Origin of the sequence: Jiangella ureilytica, from assembly GCF_004348545.1 — a bacterium.
Classification (GTDB): Bacteria; Actinomycetota; Actinomycetes; order Jiangellales; family Jiangellaceae; genus Jiangella; species Jiangella ureilytica.
Map to the genome: position 1 here is coordinate 79,000 of NZ_SMKL01000015.1, position 24,225 is coordinate 103,224.

General features: G+C 73.0%; 22 protein-coding genes and 1 pseudogene. 16 read left to right on the top strand and 7 right to left on the bottom strand.

Features of this window, described 5'->3' with window-relative positions:
* The first annotated feature begins 29 nt into the window (after positions 1–29).
* Complete coding sequence (locus E1212_RS09060; protein WP_131981481.1) at positions 30–965, top strand: NAD-dependent epimerase/dehydratase family protein; 936 nt, start codon at positions 30–32, stop codon at positions 963–965.
* A complete protein-coding gene (locus E1212_RS09065; protein ID WP_420814362.1) occupies positions 962–1,882 on the top strand; it encodes an acetylxylan esterase in 921 nt (306 codons plus the stop codon). The genes E1212_RS09060 and E1212_RS09065 overlap by 4 nt, the downstream gene beginning before the upstream one ends.
* Positions 1,883–1,885: 3 nt before the next feature.
* On the opposite strand, the gene E1212_RS09070 is transcribed toward E1212_RS09065, so the two are convergent.
* Positions 1,886–2,221, bottom strand: coding sequence for an STAS domain-containing protein (locus tag E1212_RS09070; protein ID WP_131981483.1), 336 nt, complete (start codon positions 2,219–2,221; stop codon positions 1,886–1,888).
* Between the two features lie 107 nt (positions 2,222–2,328).
* On the opposite strand from E1212_RS09070, the gene lysS reads away from it, so the two are divergent.
* From lysS to E1212_RS09085, 3 genes are all read left to right on the top strand, one after another.
* The gene (lysS, locus tag E1212_RS09075) at positions 2,329–3,822 is read left to right on the top strand and encodes a lysine--tRNA ligase (RefSeq protein WP_203416680.1); all 1,494 of its coding nucleotides are present in this window, start codon (positions 2,329–2,331) and stop codon (positions 3,820–3,822) included.
* Positions 3,819–4,409 (top strand): amino-acid N-acetyltransferase, encoded by a 591-nt coding sequence (locus E1212_RS09080; protein ID WP_131981485.1) that lies wholly within the window; start codon positions 3,819–3,821, stop codon positions 4,407–4,409. Before lysS ends, E1212_RS09080 begins: the two co-directional genes overlap by 4 nt.
* 76 nt (positions 4,410–4,485) lie before the next feature.
* The gene (locus E1212_RS09085; RefSeq protein WP_119659182.1) at positions 4,486–4,821 is read left to right on the top strand and encodes a histone-like nucleoid-structuring protein Lsr2; all 336 of its coding nucleotides are present in this window, start codon (positions 4,486–4,488) and stop codon (positions 4,819–4,821) included.
* 123 nt (positions 4,822–4,944) lie between these two features.
* Here E1212_RS09085 and E1212_RS30380 read toward each other — a convergent pair whose 3' ends face one another.
* Complete coding sequence (locus tag E1212_RS30380; protein ID WP_131981487.1) at positions 4,945–5,799, bottom strand: fumarylacetoacetate hydrolase family protein; 855 nt, start codon at positions 5,797–5,799, stop codon at positions 4,945–4,947.
* A gap of 30 nt (positions 5,800–5,829) precedes the next feature.
* Complete coding sequence (locus E1212_RS30385) at positions 5,830–7,041, bottom strand: alpha-hydroxy acid oxidase (RefSeq protein WP_131981489.1); 1,212 nt, start codon at positions 7,039–7,041, stop codon at positions 5,830–5,832.
* A 76-nt stretch (positions 7,042–7,117) separates the two neighbouring features.
* On the opposite strand from E1212_RS30385, the gene E1212_RS09100 reads away from it, so the two are divergent.
* A complete protein-coding gene (locus E1212_RS09100; RefSeq protein WP_131981491.1) occupies positions 7,118–7,807 on the top strand; it encodes a FadR/GntR family transcriptional regulator in 690 nt (229 codons plus the stop codon).
* 3 nt (positions 7,808–7,810) lie between these two features.
* On the opposite strand, the gene E1212_RS09105 is transcribed toward E1212_RS09100, so the two are convergent.
* A complete protein-coding gene (locus tag E1212_RS09105; RefSeq protein ID WP_131981493.1) occupies positions 7,811–8,176 on the bottom strand; it encodes a hypothetical protein in 366 nt (121 codons plus the stop codon).
* A gap of 228 nt (positions 8,177–8,404) precedes the next feature.
* On the opposite strand from E1212_RS09105, the gene E1212_RS09110 reads away from it, so the two are divergent.
* Positions 8,405–9,694: a TIM barrel protein gene (locus E1212_RS09110; protein WP_131981495.1), complete on the top strand. Its 1,290-nt coding sequence runs from the start codon at positions 8,405–8,407 to the stop codon at positions 9,692–9,694.
* Between the two features lie 177 nt (positions 9,695–9,871).
* Here the strand turns inward: E1212_RS09110 and E1212_RS09115 are convergent, their stop codons facing one another.
* A complete protein-coding gene (locus tag E1212_RS09115) occupies positions 9,872–13,600 on the bottom strand; it encodes an ABC transporter ATP-binding protein (RefSeq protein ID WP_131981497.1) in 3,729 nt (1,242 codons plus the stop codon).
* Between the two features lie 285 nt (positions 13,601–13,885).
* On the opposite strand from E1212_RS09115, the gene E1212_RS09120 reads away from it, so the two are divergent.
* The 3 genes and pseudogenes from E1212_RS09120 to E1212_RS09130 form a co-directional block, all read left to right on the top strand.
* Positions 13,886–15,457, top strand: coding sequence for a molybdopterin-dependent oxidoreductase (locus tag E1212_RS09120; RefSeq protein WP_131981499.1), 1,572 nt, complete (start codon positions 13,886–13,888; stop codon positions 15,455–15,457).
* Positions 15,458–15,530: 73 nt separating this feature from the next.
* The gene (locus E1212_RS09125) at positions 15,531–16,223 is read left to right on the top strand and encodes a fasciclin domain-containing protein (RefSeq protein WP_131981501.1); all 693 of its coding nucleotides are present in this window, start codon (positions 15,531–15,533) and stop codon (positions 16,221–16,223) included.
* A 186-nt stretch (positions 16,224–16,409) separates the two neighbouring features.
* Positions 16,410–16,562, top strand: a pseudogene (locus tag E1212_RS09130) (MMPL family transporter); the annotation flags it as partial.
* Here E1212_RS09130 and E1212_RS09135 read toward each other — a convergent pair.
* Positions 16,559–18,007, bottom strand: a complete 1,449-nt coding sequence (locus E1212_RS09135; RefSeq protein WP_131981503.1) for an SDR family oxidoreductase — start codon at positions 18,005–18,007, stop codon at positions 16,559–16,561. The pseudogene E1212_RS09130 and the gene E1212_RS09135 sit on opposite strands and share 4 nt — an antisense overlap.
* Positions 18,008–18,089: 82 nt before the next feature.
* Between E1212_RS09135 and E1212_RS09140 the strand changes: the two genes are divergently transcribed.
* The 6 genes from E1212_RS09140 to E1212_RS09165 all read left to right on the top strand — a co-directional run bounded on the left by E1212_RS09140 (position 18,090) and on the right by E1212_RS09165 (position 23,318).
* Positions 18,090–18,275, top strand: a complete 186-nt coding sequence (locus E1212_RS09140) for a hypothetical protein (RefSeq protein ID WP_131981505.1) — start codon at positions 18,090–18,092, stop codon at positions 18,273–18,275.
* Positions 18,269–18,862 (top strand): ECF RNA polymerase sigma factor SigK, encoded by a 594-nt coding sequence (gene sigK / locus E1212_RS09145; protein ID WP_131981507.1) that lies wholly within the window; start codon positions 18,269–18,271, stop codon positions 18,860–18,862. The genes E1212_RS09140 and sigK overlap by 7 nt, the downstream gene beginning before the upstream one ends.
* Complete coding sequence (locus tag E1212_RS09150; RefSeq protein WP_131981545.1) at positions 18,859–19,602, top strand: anti-sigma factor; 744 nt, start codon at positions 18,859–18,861, stop codon at positions 19,600–19,602. Before sigK ends, E1212_RS09150 begins: the two co-directional genes overlap by 4 nt.
* Positions 19,603–19,809: 207 nt before the next feature.
* Positions 19,810–21,762, top strand: coding sequence for a phospholipid carrier-dependent glycosyltransferase (locus E1212_RS09155; protein ID WP_131981509.1), 1,953 nt, complete (start codon positions 19,810–19,812; stop codon positions 21,760–21,762).
* Complete coding sequence (locus tag E1212_RS09160) at positions 21,759–22,610, top strand: DUF4397 domain-containing protein (protein ID WP_131981511.1); 852 nt, start codon at positions 21,759–21,761, stop codon at positions 22,608–22,610. Before E1212_RS09155 ends, E1212_RS09160 begins: the two co-directional genes overlap by 4 nt.
* Before the next feature lie 69 nt (positions 22,611–22,679).
* Positions 22,680–23,318, top strand: a complete 639-nt coding sequence (locus tag E1212_RS09165; protein WP_131981513.1) for a class F sortase — start codon at positions 22,680–22,682, stop codon at positions 23,316–23,318.
* Here the strand turns inward: E1212_RS09165 and E1212_RS09170 are convergent.
* On the bottom strand, positions 23,306–24,225 hold a 920-nt coding region (locus tag E1212_RS09170; protein WP_203416686.1), incomplete at its 5' end, for a L,D-transpeptidase family protein. The genes E1212_RS09165 and E1212_RS09170 overlap by 13 nt on opposite strands.

Sequence of the window (24,225 nt, forward strand, 5' to 3'; positions counted from 1 at the left end):
GGGGCGAGACAGGAGAAGAGGAGGCGGACATGCGAGTGTTCCTGGCAGGAGCGACCGGCGCCGTCGGACGGTCCCTGGTCCCGATGCTGGTCCAGGCCGGCCACGACGTGGTCGGCAGCACCCGGTCGGCCGCGAAGACGGCCGGTCTACGCGCGGCCGGCGCCGAGGGCGTCGTGATGGACGGGCTCGACGCCGGCAGCGTCATGGCCGCGGTCCGTGCGGCCCGGCCCGACGTCGTCGTGCACCAGCAGACCGCGCTGAGCGCCGGGATGGGCGACATGCGGAGGTTCGACCAGGGGTTCGCGGTCACCAACCGGCTGCGCACCGAGGGCACCGACCACCTGATGGCCGCGGCCCTGGCCGTGGGGGCGACCCGGTTCGTCGCACAGAGCTTCACCGGCTGGCCCAACGCCCGCAGCGGCGGACCGGTGAAGACCGAGGACGACCCGCTGGAGCCGAACCCGCCGGCCGCGTGCCGCGAGTCGCTGCGCGCCATCTCCCACGTGGAGCGGGTCACGACCAGCACACCCGGCATCGACGGGCTGGCGCTGCGCTACGGCGGCTTCTACGGCCGCGGCACCGGTCTGACCGGCGACGAGGTCCCCGGCCTGCTGCGCAAGCGGCGCTTCCCGATCGTCGGCGGCGGCACCGCGGTGTGGTCCGTCGTCCACATCGACGACGCCGCGCGGGCCACGCTCGCGGCGGTCGAGGGCGGCGCGGCCGGCGTGTACAACATCGTCGACGACGATCCCGCGCCGGCCGCGGAGGTCATCACCGAGCTGGCCGCCGCCATCGGCGCGAAGCCGCCGCGCCGCATTCCGGCCTGGCTGGCCAAGCCGCTGATCGGCGAGTTCGGCGTGACGTTCATGACGACACTGCGCGGATCGTCCAACGCCAAGGCCCGGCGCGAGCTGGGCTGGAAGCCGGACCACCCGAGCTGGCGGCAGGGCTTCTACGATCGGTGACCGTGACGGCGACCTACGGCTACGACGAGGCGGCGCTGCTGCGGGTCGGCGCGCCGCCCGAGCCGCCGGGGTTCGCGGCGTTCTGGTCCGGATCGCACGCCCGCGCCCGCGCGGTCGACCCGGCACCCGTGGTGCTGGGCTCCGGCCCGGGTGGGGTGCTCGACGTCGAGTTCACCTCGCTCGACGGCGTCCGCCTGGGCGGGTGGCTGGTGCGGCCCGACGGCCCGGTGGAGCTGGCGCTCGTGGTCGGGCACGGCTACGGCGGCCGCGACGGGCCCGAGCTCGACCTGGTCCCCGACGGGGCCGCTGCGCTGTTCACGGCGTTCCGCGGGCTGCCCGACCGCGGCCTGGTGCCGGGCATCCCGGCGGGCGCGGCCGAACACGTGCTGCACGGCATCGGCTCCGTCGAGACCTACGTGCACGGCGGGTGCGCCGCCGATCTGTGGTGCGCGGCGTCGGCGCTGCTCGCCCTGCTGCCGGCGCCGCCCGCGCGGCTGGCCTACCTCGGCGGGAGCTTCGGCGGCGGCATCGGCGCGCTGGCGCTGCCATGGGACGAGCGGTTCGCGGCCGCCGTGCTGCACGTGCCGAGCTTCGGCAACCACGACCTGCGGCTGACCATGCGGTGCGAGGGCAGCGGCGAGGCGGTGCGCCGGCACGTGGCCGCACACCCGGAGGCCCGCGAGGTCCTGCGGTTCTTCGACGCCGCGACGGCGGCCGCACGCATGACGATCCCCACACTGGTGGCGCCCGCGCTCGCCGACGCCGTCGTGCCACCGCCGGGCCAGTTCGCCGTCCACAACGCGCTGCGCGGCCCGGCGGAGCTGGTCGTCCTGGGCTCCGGGCACGCCGACGGACCCGCCGCCGAGGCGGACCACGACCGCTACGTCGCCGCGGCCCGGGCGTTCCTCACCCGGTGAGCGTCAGTCGCGGCCGGGGTCGGGACTGTGCTCGACGAACGACCAGCCGTTCGCCTCGATGGCCCGGTGGGCCGGGCCGCTCAGCGCGGCGAACGACACCTCGAACCCCGACCGCCGGCCGCGGGACGACAGCTCGCGCAGGAACCCGATGGCCGAGTCGGTCATGCCGGTGACGCGATGCATGTCGACGACCACGTGATCGAGAGCGTTGAGCTGTTCGAGCCGGTCGACCTCTTCGACCGCCGCGCCGAACTCGTCGTCGGGATCGGTGCCGACGTCACCGGAGAGGAACACGACGATCTCGCGGGCACCACGGTCGACGACCTGCACTGTGCTCATCGACCTCACCTCCTGCCGAACAGTGTGATCGCCGTCGTACCCACCGGCAAGCAAGAGGCGCCTGCCCATGACAAACGCTGAAGCCGCACGGCCTAGGCTTGTCCCCCATGAGTGGACTGCCGCCGGCCGATCAGGATTTGCCCGAGCAGATGCGCATCCGGCGCGAGAAGCGTGCGGAGTTGCTGGCCTCGGGGGAGCCGCCGTATCGTCTCGGATTCCCGCGCAGCCACACGTTCGAGGCGTTGCGGGCGGCTTATCCCGACTTGGCCCCGGGTGCCGAAACCGGTGACCGCGCGTCGGTCGCCGGCCGAGTGATCTTCCTGCGCAACACCGGGAAACTCTGTTTCGCCCGGCTGCGCGAAGGCGATGGCGCCGAACTCCAGGTGATGCTGTCGCTCGATCGTGTCGGCGAGGAGAGTCTGGCGTCGTGGAAGCATCTGGTCGACATCGGCGATCACGTCGGCGTCGAGGGCGAGGTCATCGTCAGTAAGCGCGGTGAGCTGTCGGTGTCGGCCGGCCGCTGGGCAATGCTTTCCAAGGCGCTGCGGCCGTTGCCGGTCGCGCACAAGGATTTGAATGAGGAAACCCGGGTCCGGCAGCGTTACGTCGACCTCGTCGTCAATCCGGCGGCCCGATCCATGGTGCGAACTCGTGCCATCGTCACCCGGTCGGTGCGAGAAACGCTGCACCGCCTCGGCTACATCGAGGTCGAGACACCCGTTCTGCAGCTCGTGCACGGCGGGGCGACGGCGCGTCCTTTCCACACGCACCTGAATGCCTTCGACATTCCGATGACGTTGCGTATCGCCATCGAGCTGTACCTGAAGCGGGCCATCGTGGGCGGCGTCGACAAGGTGTACGAGATCGGCCGCGTATTTCGAAACGAGGGTATCGATTCCACGCACAGTCCCGAGTTCACCATGCTCGAGTCCTACGAGGCGTACGGCGACTACGACACCCAGGCCGCGCTGACCCGCGAGATCATCGTCGACGCCGCCCGCGCCGTCGGCCGGACGGTGGTGCCCGACGGTCGCGGCGGCGAGATCGACCTCGAGGCGCCCTGGCAGCACGTCACCCTGCACGAGGCCGTCTCCCGGGCCGTCGGCGAGCAGGTCACGGCCGACACCCCGGTCGAGCGGCTGCGCGAGCTGGCCGAGAAGCACGAGGTCGGGCTGGACCCGTCGTGGGGGCACGGCGAGGTCGTGCTCGAGCTGTTCGAGAAGCTGGCCGAGCACACCTTCATGACCCCGACCTTCGTCCGCGACTATCCGGAGGAGGTCCGCCCGCTGGCCCGGCCGCACCGCGACGACCCCCGGCTGGCCGAGGCCTGGGACCTCATCATCCGCGGCGTCGAGATGGGGGTCGCGTACTCCGAGCTGGTCGACCCGGTCCTGCAGCGCGAACGGCTGACGGCGCAGTCGCTGCGTGCGGCGGCCGGCGACCCCGAGGCCATGCAACTCGACGAGGACTTCCTGCGCGCGCTCGAATACGGCATGCCACCCACCGGTGGCATGGGCCTGGGAATCGACCGGTTGATGATCCTGCTCACCGATGCGGGCATTCGCGAGACGATCTTGTTCCCGCTGGTGAAGCCGGAATGACGGCCCCGGCCGAAATCGAGCCGGATCAGCGCTTTCGGGTCAGGCGGGCCCGCACGGCCGATGTGAGGTACATCCGCGGCCTGCTCGACGGATACGCCGCGCGGCGGATCCTGCTGTCGAAAGAGACCGTCACCCTCTATGAGGACATCCAGGAGTTCTGGGTGGCGGAAACCGTCGCCGATGACGGTGCGCCGGGCACCGTCATCGGCTGTGGCGCGTTACACGTCATGTGGGAAGACCTCGCCGAGGTCCGCACCCTGGCCGCCGACCCGGAATGGCGCGGGCGCGGTGTCGGTCATGCCGTACTGTCGCGATTGCTGGAAGTGGCAGCGGAACTCGGCGTCGTGCGGGTGTTCTGCCTCACCTTCGAGGTCGACTTCTTCGCCCGGCACGGATTCGAGCGAGTGGAAGGCACACCGGTCGACACCGACGTGTACGCGCAGTTGTTGCGCTCGGCTGACGAAGGGGTCGCCGAGTTCCTCGACCTCGACCGGGTGAAGCCGAATACTCTGGGTAACGTTCGGATGCTCCGGCTAATGGGTAGCACGCAGCAAATCAGTCGCGACGACTCGCGGCAGATGAATTGAAAATTCCCGTTCCAGAGCGTAACAATAGGCTAGTCAAGACCAAATCTTCGAGTGCACCCCGCAGGAAGGATCAACGATGGCACAAAAGGTTCAGGTGATTCTGCTCGACGATCTCGACGGCGGTGAAGCCACAGAGACCGTGAGCTTCGCCCTGGACGGCGCCTCGTACGAGATCGATCTGTCGGCCAAGAATGCCGGCAAGCTCCGCGACGCCCTAGCGCCTTACGTCGCCTCGGCACGCCGCGCCTCGGCCCGGCGGGGACGTGGCCGCGCCGCCGCCACCGGTGGGCGGGCCAGCCGCACCGACACGACCGCCATCCGCGAGTGGGCCCGCGACCAGGGCCTGAAGGTGTCCGACCGGGGACGCATCCCGTCCGACATCCTGGCGAAGTACGAGTCCGCTCACGGGTGATGTCGCGGCCGTCAAGGCATCGCCGGGGGAGATGCACCGGGGGATTTGACGCGGAAGGGGCCGGCGCCCAGTGATGGGCAGCCGGCCCCTCGCGTGTGTTCGGAGCGGAGTGACGGACGCGGGTCAGGCGTCGGCGAGGGTCTGCTGCTGGCGGCCGAGGCCGTCGATCTCCAGCGCCATGGTGTCACCGGCGCGCAGGTAGGGTTGGCCGGGCATGCCCATGGCGACCCCGGCGGGGGTGCCGGTGTTCACCAGGTCGCCGGGCTCGAGCACCATGAACTGCGACAGGTACCAGACGACGTGCCCGATGCCGAAGATCAGGTCCGCGGTGGTGCCGTCCTGGCGCAGCTCCCCGTTCACCCACAACCGCAGCCCCAGCTTGCCCGGGTCGTCGATCTCGTCGGCCGGAACCAGCCACGGGCCGAGCGGGTTGAACGTCTCGCACGACTTGCCCTTGTCCCACTGCCCGCCCCGCTCGAGCTGGAACGCCCGCTCTGACACGTCGTTGGAGATCGCATATCCCGCGATCACGTTCAGGGCGTCGTCGGGGGTGTCGAGGTAGCGGGCCTCGGCGCCGATGACCACACCGAGCTCGACCTCCCAGTCGGTCTTCTCGCTGCCGCGGGGAACCAGGACGGTGTCGTCGGGGCCGATGACGGTGTTCGGCGCCTTCATGAACACGATCGGCTCGGCCGGCAGCACCGCGCCGGTCTCTGCGGCGTGGTCGCGGTAGTTCAGCCCGATGCACACCACCTTGCCGGGCCGTGCGATCGGTGCGCCGATCCGCCGGCCCACGCCGTCGCGGATCTGCGGCAAGGCGCCCGCGGCCAGCGCCGCCCGGGCACGGCCGATGCCGTCGCCGGCCAGGAAGGCGCCGTCGATGTCGCCGGTGACCGTGCCCAGGTCGTACAGCGACCCGTCATCGGCCCGCACCACCGGGCGCTCCGAACCCCGCTCACCGATGCGCATCAGCTGCATGTCGTGTCTCCTCGAAGATGTGATTGCTGGTCAGGGCAGCCGGACGTGGTCCGGGTTCAGGTCGTTCACGGTCCGGACGCCGAGCAGCTGCATGGTGCGCCGGACCTCGGTGGTCAGAATGTCGGCGGCCCGCGCGACGCCGCGTTCGCCGCCGGCCATCAGGCCGTACAGGTAGGCCCGGCCGACCAGGCAGGCGTCGGCGCCCAGCGCCTTCGCCGCCACGATGTCGGCACCGCTCAGGATGCCGGTGTCGAGGTAGATCTCGGCCTGACCGCCGACCGCGGCCGCGACTTCGGGCAGGATGCGCAGCGGCACGGGCGCCCGGTCGAGCTGGCGGCCGCCGTGGTTGGACAGAACGATCGCGTCGGCGCCCGCGCCCACCACCCGCCTGGCGTCATCGACGGTCTGGATGCCCTTGACGATGAGCGGGCCGGACCAGATGGAGCGCAGCCAGGCGAGGTCCTCGATGGTCATGGTCGGGTCGAAGAGCATGTTCAGCAGCTCCGCGATGGTGCCCTTCCACGACGTCAGCGACGCGAACTGCAGCGGCTTCGTCGTCAGCAGGTTCATCCACCAGGCGGGGTGCACGGCCGCGTCGATGACGGTCCTGGCGGTCAGCGACGGCGGGATGGTGAACCCGTTGCGGACGTCGCGCAGCCGGGCGCCGGCCACGGGGACGTCGACGGTGAGCATGAGCGCCTCGTAGCCGGCGTTCGCGGCACGCTTCACCAGGTCCTCGCCGGCCGAGCGGTCCTTCCAGACGTAGAGCTGGAACCACTTGCGCGCCCGCGGCGCCGCGGCGGCGACGTCCTCGATGGACGTGGTGCCCATGGTCGACAGCGAGTACGGGATGCCGGTGCGCTCGGCGACGCGGGCGACGGCGGCCTCGCCCTCGTGGTTCATCATCCGGGTGAAGCCGGTGGGCGCGAACGCGAAGGGCTGTGCGGACGGCTGCCCGAGCACGGTCGTCGTGGTGTCGACCTCGGACACGTCGTGCAGGATCGACGGCTGGAACTCCAGCTGCGCGAACAGCGACCGCGCCCGGCGCAGGCTGATCTCGGCCTCGGCCGCGCCGTCGGTGTAGTCGAAGACCGATCGCGGCGTGCGCATGCGTGCGATGCGCCGCAGGTCGGCGATGGTCAACGCCTTCGCCAGCCGCCGGTCGGTCGGATTGAGCACCGGCGGCTTCGCGCGCAGCAGCGGCTCGAGCTCGGACCAGCGGGGGAGTTGCCGTTCGGTCATGCGGTGCTCCGGGGACGTCGATCCTGTGGTCAGACCACACAGTATCAGCTAGGTTGCAGAACGTGAGGATGTCTTGGTGAGGACCCACGAGCTCGTGCTGCGCCAGGTCGAGGCCGACCTCGCCGCCGGCAAGCTGCGGCTGGGCGACCGGCTGCCCGGTGAGCGCGCGCTGGCGGGGCAGCTCGGCGTGAGCCGCCCGTCGGTGCGCGAGGCCATCCGCGTGCTCGAGGCCATGGGGGTGGTCCGGACGGCGGTCGGCTCCGGACCCGAGGCCGGCGCGGTCATCGTCGCCGACCCCGGCTCGCCGCTGACGGCCACGCTGCGGCTGCACCTGGCGACCAGCCACCTGCCCATGGGCGACATCGTCCAGACCCGGGTGCTGCTCGAGTCGTGGGCGGTGCGCGAGGCGGCCGGCCGCGCGGAGCCGGACCAGCTGGCGGCGGCCGGGCGGCTGCTCGACGCCATGGACGACCCCGAGCTGCCGCGCGAGCGCTTCCACCTGCTCGACGCCGAGTTCCACGTCGCGCTGGCCGCGCTGGCCGGCAACGTGCTGGTGTCGACCATCATGGCGTCGCTGCGCGAGGCGATCCACGGCTACGTCATGGCCGCGGCGCCGAACCTGCCGGACTGGGGGTCGGCCGCGGCGGGTCTGCGTGCGCAGCACCGCTCCGTGCTGGCGGCGGTCACCGGCGGCGACGGCGACGCCGCGGCCCGGCTGGTGGCCGAGCACATCGAGGGCTTCTACCGGGCCTCGCGGCTGGCCTGAGCATCAGCCGTCGGGGAACGGGTCCTCGGGCAGCAGGCCGTCCAGTTCGGCGTCGGCCGCATGGACGGCCGCCACGTACTCCTCGTCGATCTCGTAGGACCGGCTCCCGAGGTCGACGGTGGGCACCGGGCGGAAGTCGACCGGGCCGAGCCGGGTGGTCCGCGGGAACTGCAGGTTCACCTCCGTCGGCCGGCCGCGACGCCACTGGCTGCCGGTCAGCACCGCGATGCGCCGGTCGGTGACCGCGAGGTAGCAGTCGATCTCGGCCGGCAGCGCGCCGATCCAGGCGAGCGTGACCGGGACGAGGTAGTCGATCCGCTCGCCCGGTTCGAGCAGGTCCTGGCACAGGCGGCGGACGTCCGCGGACACCGGCATGCTCCACTGTGGCACGGCCTCGGGCACGGCAGCCTGCCGACATGGCACAAATCGGACAATCTTGATCTCGTCGGGTCGAGTTACGGCGAGATGCCGCTAGTGTTTCCCCAACATCGGGGCGGCTTTCCACAGCTCTCGTAGAAAGTCCCGGCCGCAGCCGGCTCCGGTGCGCGATGCGATCTCGAGCAACGGTCCCGCACATCGACGGAGCGAGGAGACGACATGGCTCAGGACAACAGATTGAGCCGGCGCCGGCTGATCACGATCAGCGCCGGAACGCTGGCGGCGGTGGCCATCGCGCCGGCCGCGCCGACGCTGGCCGGCGCGGCGGTGCAGAACGTGCCGAACCCGCTGCTGCCCCCGGGCAAGCGCGGCACGATCCTGTACACCCAGCGCGACGCCACGGCGCGGCGCGGCATCTGGAACAACCCGGCGCCCACCATGGGCCAGCTCGGCGGCCCCAACTTCCCCACCGACCCGAACGACCTCGGCCCGACGGTGCCGCTGCCCGGCGGCTTCCGCGAGGTCTTCCTGTTCCTCGCCAACGCCGGCTTCAAGCAGGTGGAGTTCGCCGGCTACAGCCAGCACGCCGAGAACCAGGGCGGCAACGTCCCGCCGCTCACTCAGAGCGGCACGCTGCTGCGGCAGAACTTCCCGGCCTACCTGAACTACGCGCGCACCCTGCGCGGCTTCCTCGACGAGGCCGGGCTGGAGGCCATCGGCAACCACGGATTCATCCCGAACAGCTGGCCCGGCGGTCCCAACGGCGGCATGACCGCCGACGACTACGACCGCTTCCAGGTCGAGCTCGAGTTCGCCTCGATCCTCGGCATGCCGTACATGGGCACCGGCGGCGACCCCACCGGAGGCGGCGCCAAGGAGGCCTGGGACCTCGCCGCCCAGAAGTGGGAGGCGATCAACGACCTCTCCTGGAACGGCTACCGGATCCGCATGTACCCGCACAACCACGCCGATGCCTACGGCTTCCTGCAGGACGGTCCCATGGTGCAGGTGACGGTCGACCGCGTGACCGGCGCGCCGCTGCCGCAGCCGCAGATGGTGCGCGGCGAGTCCGGCATCCGCCGGATGCAGTACTACTTGGACATCACCCCCAGCACGAAGTGCCTCTGCGAGATCGACATCTACTGGGCGCACTCGGCGCAGCACCGGTTCCGCTGGTACTACGACTGGGAGGGCCAGCGCCGCGAGAGCATCTTCAGCCCCATCGACCAGATCGCCGCGCAGCCGCTGCGCTACCCGCTCTACCACGCCAAGGACGGCGAACGCCGCGACGAGCAGCCGCCCGGCACCGGCGAGGGCTACCGGATGATCCCGTTCGGCGACCCCCGCAGCGACATCGACTACGACGCGATCTTCCGCCGGCACCGCCCGCGCGGCTACCACAACCCGAACTACGAGGACGACACCGCTCCCGGCGGCGCCGGCGACCCGGGCCGCTCGCTCCGCCACGCCGTCATCAGCGGCACCAACATGGCCAACATGGCGCGCTGAGGACTCCCCGGCCGGCCGAGCGACCCTCGGCCGGCCGGGTGAACTCTTTGCGTCAGCCCTGGTTGCGGTGCGTGGCGGGGCGGGGGATGCTGCGCCGGCTCCGCATCCCCCGCCCCGCCCGACCCCGGGGGCTGCGGTTCGGTGCGGTTCGGTGCGGCTCGCCCGGGGTTCGGTCGGTCAGCTGGCTCGGCTCAGGACGCGGGCGACGTAGTGGGGTGCCGGTTCGTCGGTGGCGATGCGGCCGTCCGCTATCTCGATGACGCGGTCGACCCAGTGCAGCGACTGCGGCCGATGCGTGACGACGATCGTGGTGCGGCCCGCTGACGCCACGCGCATGGCTTGGTTGACCTTGCGCTCGCTGGCGAGGTCGAGGTTGGACGTGGCTTCGTCGAGGATGAGGATCGACGGGTCGCCGAGCAGTGCCCGGGCCAGGCACACGAGCTGGCGCTGGCCGGCGGACAGCGAGCGGCCGCGTTCGGCCACGACGTGGTGGTAGCCGCCCGGCAGCCGGGTGATGAACTCGTGCGCCCCGACGGCCCGGGCGGCCGCCTCGACCTCGGCGTCGCTGGCGTCCGGACGCGCGTAGGCGATGTTCTCGCGGATGGTGCGTGAGAACAGGAACGGCTCCTGCGGCACGTACCCGAGGTGCCGCCGGTAGCTGGTGACGTCGAGCCCGTCGAGCGGCCGGCCGTCGACCAGCACCGTGCCGTCGGTAGGGTCGTAGAAGCGCGCGATCAGCTTCGACAGGGTCGACTTGCCCGCTCCGGTGCGCCCGACGAACGCCACCCGCTGCCCGGCCGGCACGTGCAGGTCGACGTCGCGCAGCGCATCGGTGGCGGCGCTGGCGTAGCGCAGCCGCACTCGCTCGAACCGCAGGTCGCCGGCGACGTGGTCGACCGGTGCCGCGTCGGGACGGACCCGCGTCGACGTCTCCAGCGCCAGCAGCGCGCGCACCCGGACCAGCCCGGTGCGCGCCCGCTGGTAGACGTCGAACACCGCGGACAGCTGCTGTACCGGCGCGAACACCTGCGCGAGGTACAGCAGGAACGCGATCAGCGTGCCGAGGGCCAGCGTGCCGGCCTCGATGCGCTGCGCGCCCACCCACAGCACCGCCGCGATGGCCAGCACCGAGAGCAGCTCGATCGCGGCCACGTACACCGACGTCGCGTACAGCCCGCGCAGACTGGCGTCGACGTAACGGCGGCCGAGGCCGGCGAACCGCCCGAGGTTCACCGCCTCGCGCCGGAACGCGTGCGTGACCCGGATGCCGGCCATGCTCTCCTGGACGTCGGCGTTGAGCGAGGAGAGCAGCTCGCGGGCGTCGTCGTAGGCGACCGAGGCGCGCAGCCGGTACCACCAGGTGACGGCACCGGCGAACGGCACCACGCCCAGCACGACCAGCGCCAGCATGGGATCCAGTGCGAGGACCACCAGCGTCATGCCGGCGAACGTCGCCACGCTGACGATGGCGTTGATCAGCCCGACCTGGAACAACTGGGCGATCGCGTCGACGTCCGAGGTCATGCGGGTCATGACGCGGCCGGCCTGGGTGCGGTCGTAGAAGTCGATGCCCAGCCGCTGCAGCTGGCCGAAGATCCGCACCCGCATGGCCAGCAGCAGCCGTTCGGTGCTGCGGGTGGTCCACAGGTAGCCGGTGCGCTGGTCCAGCCAGAGCAGTGCCACCAGCACGGCCGCGGCGACGCACACCCACAGCAGCGCGGACTCGGAGCCGGCGCGCATGCCGTCGTCGACCGCCCGCTGCACCAGCATGGGGTTGACCAGCGTGATGGCCGCCTCGAGGACGACCAGCGCCAGGCCGACCAGCAGGCCGCCGATGTACGGGCGCAGGAACGACGCCATCCGCAGCGGCCCGCGGGCGCCGCTCTCGCGCTCGAGGTCGACGCCGGGCGGATCGGCCGTCGGCGGCAGCGCGGCGATCCGTGCGGCGACCGCCGGCGGGACCGCCAGCTGCACGCCGGGCAGCGAGCCGGTGGCGTCCTGCCGCGACTCCCACGCCGACGCCGTCGCCTCGAACCGGCCGGCCCGGGCGTGCGACATCAGGTCGGCCGGCCGATCCGCGGTGGCGTCGGTGCCGGCCCCGTCGCCGAACAGGTCGCGGTACAGGTCGTTGCGCTCGAGCAGTTCCGCGTGCCCGCCCTCGTCGACCACGCGGCCGTCGTCGACCAGGACGACGCGGTCGGCCAGCCGCAGCGTCGACTCGCGGTAGGCGACCAGCAGCACCGTCCGCGCAGCGAGGAACGGCTCGAGGTTGGCATGGATGCGCTCCTCGACCTTGACGTCCACGGAGGACGTGGCGTCGTCGAGCAGCAGGATGTCCGGCTCCGACAGCAGCGCCCGGGCCAGCGCCACCCGCTGGCGCTGCCCGCCGGAGAGCGTGATGCCCTGCTCGCCGACCACGGTGTCGTAGCCGTCGGGCAGCGCCTCGACGAACTCGTCGGCCGCGGCGGCCCGGGCGGCGGCCCGGATCTCGTCGAGGCTCGCGTCGGGCTTGCCGTAGGCGATGTTCGCGGCGATGGTGTCGGAGAACAGGAAGCTGTTCTCGAAGACCACGCCGATGCGGCGGCGCAGCTCCGGCAGTGACCACCGGCGGGTGTCGATGCCGTCGACGGTGACGGTGCCGGCGTCGGCGTCGAAGAACCGCGGCAGCATGGACAGCGCCGTCGACTTCCCGCAGCCCGACGGCCCGACCAGCGCGACGGTCTCGCCCGGCCGGACGTCGAGGGTGAACTCGCGCAGCACCTGGTGGCCGTCGCCGTCGGCATAGGCGAAGCGCACCTTGTGGAACGACACCGCGCCACCGCGCTCGCGGACGTCGACGGGGCGCAACGGCTCGGTGATCTCGGCCTGCAGGTCGAGCAGCTCGCCGACCCGCTCGGTGGCGGCCCGGCACAGCGGCGCGTTGGTCAGCACCATGCCGGCCACGCGCGCGGCTCCGATGAGCTCGGCGAGGTAGCCCGTGCACGCCAGGAACACGCCGATCGTCAGGTGCCCCTCGATGACCAGCAGGCCCCCGGCCAGCAGCACCAGCACCTGGCCGAACAGCGGCGCGCCCTGCAGCGACGCCATGAACGGCGCCCGCAGGCGCACGGCCCGGACCCGGGCGCCGAACATGTCGAGCAGCGACCGGTGCAGCCGCGCGGTCTCGGCCGGCTGCTGGCCGAACGCCCGGACCACACGGACGCCCGTGACGGCCTCTTCGACCCGGGAGGTCATCTCCGCCTCGCGGTCCTGGGCGTCCCAGCCGGCCGCGTACACCTGGCGGCGCTGCCGGTTGGTCACCACGAACACGACGACGATGACGGCGACGACCAGCGTGGCCACCAGCGGCGACAACAGGAACATGACGACGACCGCGAGCAATGACGACACCAGCGTGGCGGCGACCTGCGGGATCCAGCTCAGCAGCATGAGCACGTAGCGCAGGTCGCCGCTGATGCGCGACACCAGCTGGCCGCTCTGCAGCTGCGCGTGGCCGGTGAAGTCGAGCCGCTGCAGCGTGTCGTACACGTCGCGGCGCAGGTCGTCCTGGATGCGGAAGGCGGTCTTGCCGCCCGTGTAGCGCCACCAGCTCGACAGCACGAAGCGGGCGACGGCCAGGCCGGCGAGCAGCAGGATCATCGGCATGAGCGGAGCGGTCCGCTCGGTGATCGCGTCGTCGACGACGCGACCCTGGAGGACGGGAACGGCGGCGACGGTGACCGCCCAGGCCAGCGCGACGACGACCGAGACGATCAGCGTGCCGCGGTGGCCGAGGAGGTAGGGGGCGAGCCGGCGGAACGTGCCGGGCGGCTGTGACGGCTCGGCTGAGGCGACGGCGGGCGCCGGCGTTGACGGCCGGCTGGAGGACTGATCTGAGGGACGCGCGGACACGGTGCGGCTGGGCACAGGGATCTCCCGAGGCAGCGGGTCGGATTGGCGGACACCCCGAACGGGGCCGCCGAGAAGCCTACGCCCGGGTGGTGACGTGGATCAACGGTCCGGAGCGAGTTCGCGATCTCGAGGCCGGCCGGAAGCTCGACCGCCGGCACGTCGGGCACCACCATCCGGGTTCTCCCGTTCTGCTCAGCGTCGCACTCGTGTTCGGCATGCCGCCACTCGTGACCCCTGGGCCGAACGGCGGTTTCTCGGATCCACACCCATCCGGGCCACGCACCGCGCCGAACACCGGGCATGACCGCGACGACGCACCGCTGGCGCACCCGGGGCCCGGCCGCTCTAGCCGGGATCGCGGCGGGCGGGCTGACGCTGGGCGCCGGTGAGCTGGTCGCGGCGCTGGTGGTCGAGCCGGCCGCCGCACCGTTCCTGGCCGTCGGCAACACGTTCGTCGACCTCACGCCGGAGTGGCTGAAGAGCTTCGCCATCCGCACGTTCGGCGAGAACGACAAGCAGGTCCTGCTGGCCGGCATGGCGGTCGTCCTGCTGGTCGTCTCGGCGGCCGGTGGGCTGCTGGAGCTGTGGCGACGCTGGGCCGGCGTGACGGTGCTGGCCGTGCTCGGCGCGGTCGCCGTCGCCGCTGCCCTGAACCGTCCGGCGGCCACCGCGGCCTGGGCGCTGCCCACCGCCGCGGGTGCCGTCGCCGGAGCCGCCGCGCTCACTCTGCTGGCGGGCCGGCTCCGAGCCCGCGCGGCGGATGCGGACCCGATGGTCTCGGGGGAATCCGTATCGGCCGCGCGGCCGCCACGCCGCCAGGTCCTGCTGCTGACGGCGGCCGTCGCGGGGCTGGCCGTGGTCACGGCTCTCGGTGGCCGGCGGTTCGGGCAGACGCTCGCCGAGGTCCGAGATGCCCGCGCCGCGCTGCGGCTGCCGTCGCCGGCCGACCCGGCGCCCGCGGTCCCGGCAGGCGTCGAGGTCGACGTCGAGGGCAGGACGCCGTTCCGGACCCCGAACCGCGACTTCTACCGCGTCGACACCGCGCTCGACGTGCCCAAGGTCGTCCCCGACGAGTGGCGCCTGCGCATCCACGGGCTGGTCGAGCGCGAGGTGGAGCTGGACTTCGACGAGCTCCTCGGGCTGGACCTGGTGGAGCGGATGATCACGCTGACCTGCGTCTCGAACGAGGTCGGCGGCGAGCTGGCCGGCAACGCCGTCTGGCTCGGCTACCCGCTGGCCGGCCTGCTGGCCCGGGCGAACCCGGCCGGCGATGCCGACATGCTGCTCTCGACCAGCGTCGACGGGTTCACGGCGAGCACGCCGCTCGACATCGTCACCGACGGGCGCGACGCGCTGCTGGCCATCGGCATGAACGGCGAGCCGCTGCCGGTGGAGCACGGCTTCCCGGCCCGGCTCGTGGTGCCCGGCCTGTACGGCTACGTATCGGCGACGAAGTGGGTGACCGACCTCGAGCTCACCCGGTTCGACCGCGCCACCGCCTACTGGACCGACCGCGGCTGGGCGGCGAAGGCGCCGATCAAGACGGCGTCGCGCATCGACGTGCCCGGCTCGTTCGCCGAGGTACCCGCCGGGCGCACCGTCGTCGCCGGGACGGCCTGGGCGCAGCACCGCGGCGTGCGGTCGGTCGAGGTGCGGGTCGACGACGGCGACTGGCAGGCCGCCGAGCTCGCCGACGAGGCTTCGATCGACACCTGGCGCCAGTGGTTCTGGGCGTGGGACGCCGAGCCGGGCAACCACACCCTGCGGGTCCGTGCGACCGACGGCTCGGGCGAAATCCAGACCGCCGAGCAGGCGCCGCCGTTCCCGGACGGATCGAGCGGCTGGCATTCGGTGGTGGTGCGCGTGAGCTGAGACGGAGCACCACCGAGCACACCGAGCACACCGAGCACCTTCCAAGTCCCCACACGATCGACAGGAAACCCTCATGACACTTCTGACCAGGCGAGCCCCCGTCCTCCTCGCGACGGCGGCCGCCCTCACCCTGACCCTCTCCGCCTGTAGCGACGACGGCGGCGAGGCGACCACCGGCGGCGGCACCACCGCCGCGCCCGAGGACGGCTCCGCGATGGAGACGCCCGAGGACGAGGAGAGCACTCCGGCCGACGAGACGACCGGGGAGGCCATGGCCGGCCCGGTCGGCCCGGGCTGCGCCGACTACGCCGCCCAGGTCCCCGACGGCGAGGGCTCGGTCGAGGGCATGTCCGACGACCCGGTCGCCGTGGCCGCGTCGAACAACCCGATCCTCACCACGCTGGTCTCGGCGGTGTCCGGGGAGCTCAACCCGCGGGTGAACCTCGTCGACACCCTCAACGGCGGCGAGTTCACCGTGTTCGCGCCGATCGACGACGCGTTCGCCGCGGTCGACCCGGCCACGCTGAGCACCCTGTCCACCGATGCCGACCTGCTGACGACGGTGCTGACGTACCACGTGGTGCCCGGCCAGCTGACGCCCGACCAGGTGATCGGCGAGCAGACGACGGTGCAGGGCGCGCCCGTGACCGTCGCCGGCACGCCCGACGCGATGACCGTCAACGACGCGAGCGTCGTCTGCGGCGGCGTCACGACGGCCAACGCCACCGTCTACCTCATCGACGGCGTCCTGATGCCGCCGATGTGAGACCCGCGGCGGTGGTGAGCAGACCCCAGCCGCCGGCCACGAGCGCGGCGTTGCGCCGTGCCCGGGCCGACGGCAGGGTCTGTCCGAAGGCGACGGCGCCGGCATCGCGCGCCGGAGGCGGCGGGCAGCCCTCCCACCACACGAACGGGCCAGATCATGGCGGGCCATCCCTCCTCGTCGGTCCCGGGGCAGCACCCGATCCTGTTCCGGGCGCAGATCGCCTTCCTGGTCGCGTTCGGTGTCCTGCTCGACACGTTCGTCGTGCGGTCCCTGCTGGTCCCCGCCCTCGCGTACGACATCGGGTCCCGCATCTGGTGGCCCCGCCGAGGCGGCCGTTAGCGCAAGGCGGTGCGGACGATGTTGCGCGCCATGCCGCCGAAGATGACGCCGTGGAACGGCCACAACATCCACCAGTAGAGCTGGCCGGTCAGCCCGCGCGGCACGAACACCGCACGCTGGCCGTAGAGGGAGCCGTCGCCGTCGGGGGTGACGGTCAGCTCGAGCCAGGCGCTTCCCGGCACCTTCATCTCGGCGCGCAGCCGCAGCAGCCGGCCGCGCTCGATCGCCTCGACCCGCCACCAGTCCAGTGCCTCGCCGAGATGCAGCCGGGCCGGGTCGCGGCGGCCGCGGCGCAGCCCGACCCCGCCGGCCAGCCGGTCGGCCCAGCCGCGCACCGCCCAGGCCAGCGGGAACGAGTACCAGCCGTTCTGGCCGCCGATCCCCTCGACGACGCGCCACAGGCGTTCCGGAGGGACGGCGCAATGCACCGTCCGCTGGTCCACCCGCACCGAGCCACCGGACCAGGACGGGTCGCTGGGCAGCGAGTCCGACGGCGCACCGGCGGGCGACGCGGCGGACCAGTGGCTCTCGACCTCGCCGTCGCGCATGCGGGCCAATGCCAGCTCGACCGCTCGCTCGTATGGCGTCGGGTCGACCGGCTCCGGGAGCAGGTCGCGCAGGTCGTCCTCGGTGCAGACGGCCTCGTGTTCCAGCGACTCGATCAGCGGGACGGCGAGGGAGCGAGGCACCGGCGTCACCAGGTTGACCCACTGCGCGGACAGCCACGGCGTCAGCAGTGGGACCGGCACGATGACCCGCCGCGGCAGCCCGGCGACCCGGGCGTAGCCGCGCATCATGTCCGCGTAGGTCAGCACGTCCGGGCCGCCGATGTCGAAGGTCCGGTTCGGCTCGCCCGGCAGGCTCGTGGCCGCGACCAGGTGGGCGAGCACGTCGCGGATCGCGATGGGCTGGGTGCGGGTGTGCACCCAGCGCGGCGTGACGCTGACCGGCAGCCGTTCGGTGAGGTAGCGCAGCATCTCGAAGCTGGCCGAGCCGGACCCGATGACGACCCCGGCCTGCAGCACGACCGCCGGCACCGGGCCGTCGAGGAAGATCCGGCCGACCTCCGTGCGCGACGCCAGGTGGTCGGAGAGCCCGGCGGTGACCGGCGGGTGCAGCCCGCCCAGGTAGACCACCCGGCCCACCCCGGCGTCGGCGGCCGCCGCTGCCACCGTCGTCGCCGCCCTCCGGTCGGTCTCGGCGAAGCCGCGCGAGGTCAGCGAGTGCACGAGGTAGTGCACCACGTCGACCTCGGCCATGGCGGGGTCGAGGCTCTCGCGGTCCAGCACGTCGCCGCGCACGACCTCGACCTCGCCGGCCCAGGGCTGGTCGCGCAGCTTGCCGGGGTCGCGGGCCAGGCAGCGGACGGTGTGCCCGGCGGCGACCAGGCGTGGGACCAGGCGGCTGCCGATGTAGCCGGTCGCGCCGGCGACGAGAACCCTCATGTCCGGGATTCGTACCCATCCGGGCCGCGGATGGGCATCGAACGACGGGTACGGGGGTGCCGGGACCGACGAGAGGACCGACGTGACCGACGACCGCCGGGCGGCCGTGGTGCCGTTCACCCGCGACCTGCGCGTGCACGACCATCCGGCACTGGCCGCCGCGTGTGCGGTCCGCATCGGTGCCGGCCGCGACCAATCCGCACGCACGACGGCCACGAACCTCTCGCAGGGCGGTGGGACGATGACGGCGGAGGACGCGGGATGGTGACGTTGCGATCGGTGCCGGCGGGTGAGCCGGAACCCGGGCCGGGCGATCGGCTCGGCCGGCTGCTCGACCGTTGCGCACGGGGCGATCACGCCGCGTTCGAGCAGGTCTACGACGCCATGGCCGGTCCCGTGCTGGGCATCGCGACCACGGTGGTGCGCAACCGGGCGCTGGCCGAAGAGGTCGCGCAGGACGTCCTGGTCGAGGTGTGGCGCACGTCGTCGCGCTACCAGGCCGACCGCGGCAGCGCTCGCGGCTGGATCATGACCATCGCGCACCGCCGCGCCGTCGACCGGGTCCGTCGCGAGCAGGCCGACAGCGACCGCGACGAGCGGGTGGCGCGACGCGACGACGAGCGCCCGTACGACCACGTGGCCGACGAGGTCGAGGCGAACGTCGAGCGCGAGCAGGTGCGCCGTTGCCTGGACTCGCTGACCGGCCTGCAGCGCGAGTCGGTGGCGCTGGCCTACTACGACGGATACACCTACCGCGAGGTCGCGCAGCTGCTGCACACTCCTCTCGGGACGGTCAAGACGCGGCTGCGCGACGGCCTGGTCCGGCTGCGCGACTGCATGGGGGTGGGGCGATGAGCAGGCCCGCGGACGCCGGCATCCACACGCTGGCCGCGCCGTACGCGCTGCACGCGCTGCCCGAGGACGAGGCGCGCCGGTTCGAGGCGCACCTGGAGCGCTGCGCCGACTGCCGGGTCGAGGTCGACGAGTTGCGCGAGACCGCCGCCCGGCTGGGCGCGGTCACCGCCGTCGCGCCGCCGCGGCGCATGCGCGAGGAGGTCCTGGCCCGGGTGGCCGAGGTGCGGCCGCTGCCGCCGCGCACGGCCGGCGGCCCGGCACCGGTGCTGCGCCGCTGGTGGCCGCGGGTCGCGACCGGCCTGGTCGCGGCGCTGGTGGCCGGCATCGTCGTGCTCGGTATCCGGCTCGACGACGTGCAGGACGACCTCGACCGGTCGCAGCAGGTCGGCGCGCAGATGCGTCAGCTGGTCGAGGCCGACGACATGCAGATGATCCGGGTCGGCGAGGACGGCGCGAGCCGGGGCACCGTGCTGGTGGCGCGGTCGCTCGACGTCGCCGTGTTCATCGGCGACGGCATGGCCCCGGCGCCCGAGGGACATACGTACCAGCTGTGGCTCATGCACGAGGACGGACCGGTGGTGTCGGCCGGCGTGCTGGGCAACCCGCCGGACGGCCACGTGGGCCCGGTGACGGCCCGCGGACTGGCCGGCGTGGACCGCATGGGCATCACCGTGGAGCCCGACGGCGGGTCGCCACAGCCGACCTCGGATCCCGTCATGATGATCGACTTGCCGGCCTGATCATGGCTCTTGTCACAAGTGGATCATGACAATTCGGGTGATATTGGTCAGTTCCGGTATACACTCCGGGCGAAGACGTACCAGGCACTGTTTCGCCTGATGGTCAGGAAACCGCGAGCCTGACCTGCCTGGCGATCATGGCGCGGCCCTGCCGTGCCATGGGCCGGGGCGCAGGTCTGTGCGACACCTCGGGGGGAGGCGTCGGCGATGCGCGACACCGTGTCCACGCTGCCTGCGTTGCCGCGAGACCTCAACGAGCTCCAGCTGCCCATCCCGGTGCCGCCGCGCCCGCCGCGGCCCCGCCCGGTGCGCGCCTGGTTCCGCCGGCACGGCCCCGGCTTCGCCTGGCTGGCCCCGCTGCTGGTGCTCGCCGGCTACGTGCACGCCGCCGGCATGGCCCGCTCGCCCGGATTCACCCAGGCCGAGGGGCGGACGGTCGAGCGGATCGCCGACGGCGCCTGGTCGCTGCCCGCCGACGCCGGCCTGGCCCAGCTGGCGGCCTGGATCGGCCCGGCCGGGGCGCTGGACCGCGCCGAGCACACCGTCGCGGCCGGCCGCGAGGCGATGCTGGTCGTCCTGCTGCTGGGCGTCGTCCTGCTGTGGGTCCTGGCCCGCCGGCTGGCCGTGCCCCGCCCGGCCGCGGCGGTGGCCGTCGTCCTCTTCGCGGTCTCCCCGCTGGGGCTGCACCTGCACCGGCTGGTCCATGTCGAGAACGTCGCGGTGCTGTGGACGTTGCTGGCGTTCGCGCTGGCGACGGCGCGCCGACGGCAACCGGTCGCGTTCCCGGCCGCCGGAGTGGCGCTGGCCGTGGCCGGGCTGACCGAGCCGGCATTCCTGCTGTTCGCGCCGTTCGTCGTGTGGACGATGTGGCAGCAGGCCGGTGCGCGACCGGCGCGGATCGTACTGGCGGCGGTGGCCGCGGTGGCCGGAGTCGGCGCCTACGCGTCCGCGCTGGTCGACCAGATCGGCCGCGACCCGCTCCCCGGTGAGATGACCACGCAGCAGCTCTGGGCGCTGGACCCCGTGCTGATCGCGCTCGGCCCGCTGGCCGCGGTCGCGGCGTTGCCGTTCCGCCCGCTGCAGCCGGTCGCCGCCGCCCTGCTCGGCCTCGTCGCGCTGATCGTCCTGCCCGGCGGGTCCGCGCCGGCCGCCCTGCCGGTCGCCGTGCTGCCGCTGGCGGCCCTGCTGATACCGGCGGCGGCGCACCGGCTGGCCGCGGCGCTGCTGCGGGTGCGCGGCCGGCCCGAGGCGGTGCCGCTGGGCATCATGGCGGTCACCGCGGCCGCGGCGACGGTGGTCGCGATCGCGGCGACCTGGCCCGGCGAGCTGCGTCCGCTGCTGCGCGACAACCCGATCGCACCGGTCGAGCAGGCGGAGCGCTGGCTCGAGGCGAACGTGCCGCGCGAGAGCCGGCTCGTGGTCGACCACACGATGCGCCCGGACCTCGTCCGCTCCGGGTTCGAGGACGGCGGCGTGCTGCCGTTCACCAGCTTCCCGGTCGCCGCCGAGCCAGGTGGGCGGCCGCCGTTCGGCGCCGCGATCCCGGTACGGCGGGCGTTCGAGCCGCAGCCGCCGGGCTGGGTCCACTACGACTACATCGTGTCGACGGCGGCGCTGCGCTCCGACGACACCGACCGGCCCGGCCTGCGGACCGCGCTGGCCGAGTCCAGCGCCGTCGCCGTGTTCGGCAGTGGCGCCGAGCGGGTCGAGATCCGGGCGATCCACCCGCTCGGGCGCGACGCCGCCGTGGCCGTGGCCGCCGAGGAGCGCCGCCGGGTCCGGTACGCGACCGGCCAGCTGCTGCGCAACGACGCGCTGGCCTTCGACGCCGACGCCCGCGGGCTCGCGGCGGAGGGACGCGTCGACGCCCGGCTGGTGCTGATCCTCGGCAAGCTCTCCGGCACCCACGAGCTGGGCGTCGCACTGCCCGCCCTGCCGGGTGAGGCCGCCGGCATCCGGCGGCAGCTGGTGCTGAGCGGGCTGCCGACCGAGGACGAGGCCGCCCGGCTGGCGCTCTGGCTGCTCGGGCAGCCGGCGCCGTTCACGCCGTCGCACGTCGACACCGACGCGACCACCGTGGTCGCCACCTACTCGCTGGCCGCACCCCGCGGCCTGCTCCCCGCACCGCCCGAGAACACCACCGAGGAGTCATCGTCATGAAGCGTTTCGTCGCATCGCTGGCCACAGCAGTCGGGGTCGCCGCCCTGGTCGCCGGCACCGCCGCCGGCGCCCAGGGGACCGAGGAGCCGGCCGCCGAGGGCTGGGCCCGCCTGGCGCACCTCTCGCCCGACACCCCCGAGGTCGACGTCAGCCTGACCGGTCTGGACGGCGCGTCGGTGCTGGAGCTGCAGGACGTCGGCTACGGTGACGTCTCGAACTACGCGCGGCTTCCCGTCGGCACGTACACCGCCGCGATGCGCCCGGCCGGCGCTCCGCCGGACTCCGAGCCGGTGATCACCGCGGCCGTCGAGATCCAGGACGGCGTCGCGATCACCGTGGCCGCGGTCGGCATGAACGCCGACCTCTCCGGCCGGATCCTCGTCGACGACCTCACCCCGCCGGCCGCGGGGAACGCACGGGTCCGGCTGATCTCGGCGGCGGTCTCGTCGCCGTCGGTCGACGTCAGCACCGACACCGGCGAGGTCCTGGCCGACGACGCCGCGTTCGGCACGGCGACCGGCTACTCCGAGGTCGCGGGCGGACGATGGACGCTGGAGATCAGCAGCGACGCGGGCACCGGCAGCGCCGAGGTCGACCTCGCGGCCGGCAGCGTCAACACCCTGTTCGTGCTCGACGTCGACGGCGAGCTGAACGTCATCGGCGTCGTCGACAGCACCGGCACTCCGGAGGCGCCGGCGGGCGGCGTGCAGACCGGCGGCCGCGGGCTCGCGGAGGAGCCGTCCGCCCCGTCGACGGCGGCCACGCTCGCGCTGGCCGTGCTCGTCCTGGCCGGTGCCGGGGGTGCGGGCGCCTGGGTGCGCCGCCGCCCGGGAAGGCTCATGCGGTAGCGAGACCGATGACTGAGTGGAGCGAAGGAGACGGCGCCGTATGAGCCGACCTGCCGATGTCATGGCGGCATGAGACCGACCGCCACGGCGCTGGCGGTCGCGGTCGTCCTGGCCGCGTCCGCCGGCGCCTGCGCGGGAGGCGACGCGACGGTGTCGGCCGCGGGCGACGGCCCGGCGACGACGGCGACCGCCGCGGCGCCGTCGAGCCCACCCGAGGCGACGAACGGTTCCGCGACCACCGGGCCGCGGCCCATCCCCGCCGTCGACACCGTGCCGGTCCGCGTGCGGATCCCGGCCATCGGCGTCGACAGCGCGCTGGAGACGCTGCACCGCGACGGCGACGGCCGGCTGGCCGCGCCGGTGGACTGGCAGACGGCCGGCTGGTTCGCCGGCGGGCCGGTGCCGGGCGCCCCCGGTCCGGCGGTGATCGCCGGGCACGTGGACTCGCCGAGTGGTCCGGCGGTGTTCGCCCGGCTGGCCCGGCTCCGGCCCGGCGACCGCGTCGAGGTCGAGCTCGGAGACGGCGCCACCGCGGTCTTCGAGGTCGACGGCAGCCGCACCGTCGCGCAGGCTGAGTTCCCGGCCGACGAGGTCTACGGGCCGGTGCCGGACCGCCAGCTCCGCCTCATCACGTGCCACACCTTCGATGAGGCGGCCGGCCACTACGTCGACAACCTGGTGGTCTTCGCGACCCTTCAGGACCAGTAGATGATGACCTTGTCGCCGATGTTCACCTGGTCGAACAGTGAGGCGATGGCGTCGCGGTCGCGGACGTTCACGCAGCCGTGCGAGCCGCCGTTGTAGCCGTTCTCGGCGAAGTCGGGCGAGAAGTGCACCGCCTGGCCGCCGTCGAAGAACATCGCGTACGGCATGGGCGTGTGATAGATCGACGACACGTGGTCGCGCGACTTCCGGTACACGTCGAAGGCGCCCTCGCGGGTGGGCGTCTCCTCGGTGCCGAACCGGACGTCGAGCGTCATGCGCACCTCGCCGTCGACCACCCAGCGCAGCGACGTCGTCGACTTGTCGATGCACAGCACCCGGCCGGTGAGGCAGCGCTCGTCGAGGCCGGCGGCGCCGCCGCCGTTGTTCTCGGGCTCGCGGTTGTTCAGCTCGTCGTCGGTGGGCGTGCGGGTCATCGCGACCAGCTTGTCCCAGGTGCGCTGGTCGACCTCGCCGGTGGCGGGGAACTCGCGCTTCTCCTGGAAGCCCTTGACCGACGCGGCCGTGGTGTCGCCGTAGGTGTCGGTGACGTCGCCGCTGTACCAGTCGATCTGCTTCAGCCGGGCCTGCAGCTCGCGGACCTGGTCGCCGGTGTCGCCGGGTCCGAGGATGGTCGGGCCGGCCGTCAGGACGTTGTTCAGCTCGTCCTCGGTGGGCGTGTGCGTCATCGCGACGAGCTTGTCCCAGGTGACCTGGTCGACCTCGCCGGTGGCGGGCAGCTCGCGCTTCTCCTGGAACCCGGAGACCGCGGCGGCGGTGACGTCGTCGAACTCGCCGTTGATGTCGGGCGCGTACCACTGCAGCTGCTTGAGTCGCGCCTGCAGCTCGCGCACCTGGTCGCCGGTGGCGCCGGCGGCCATGAGGGCGGCGGGCGTGGGGGTCGTGGTGGGAG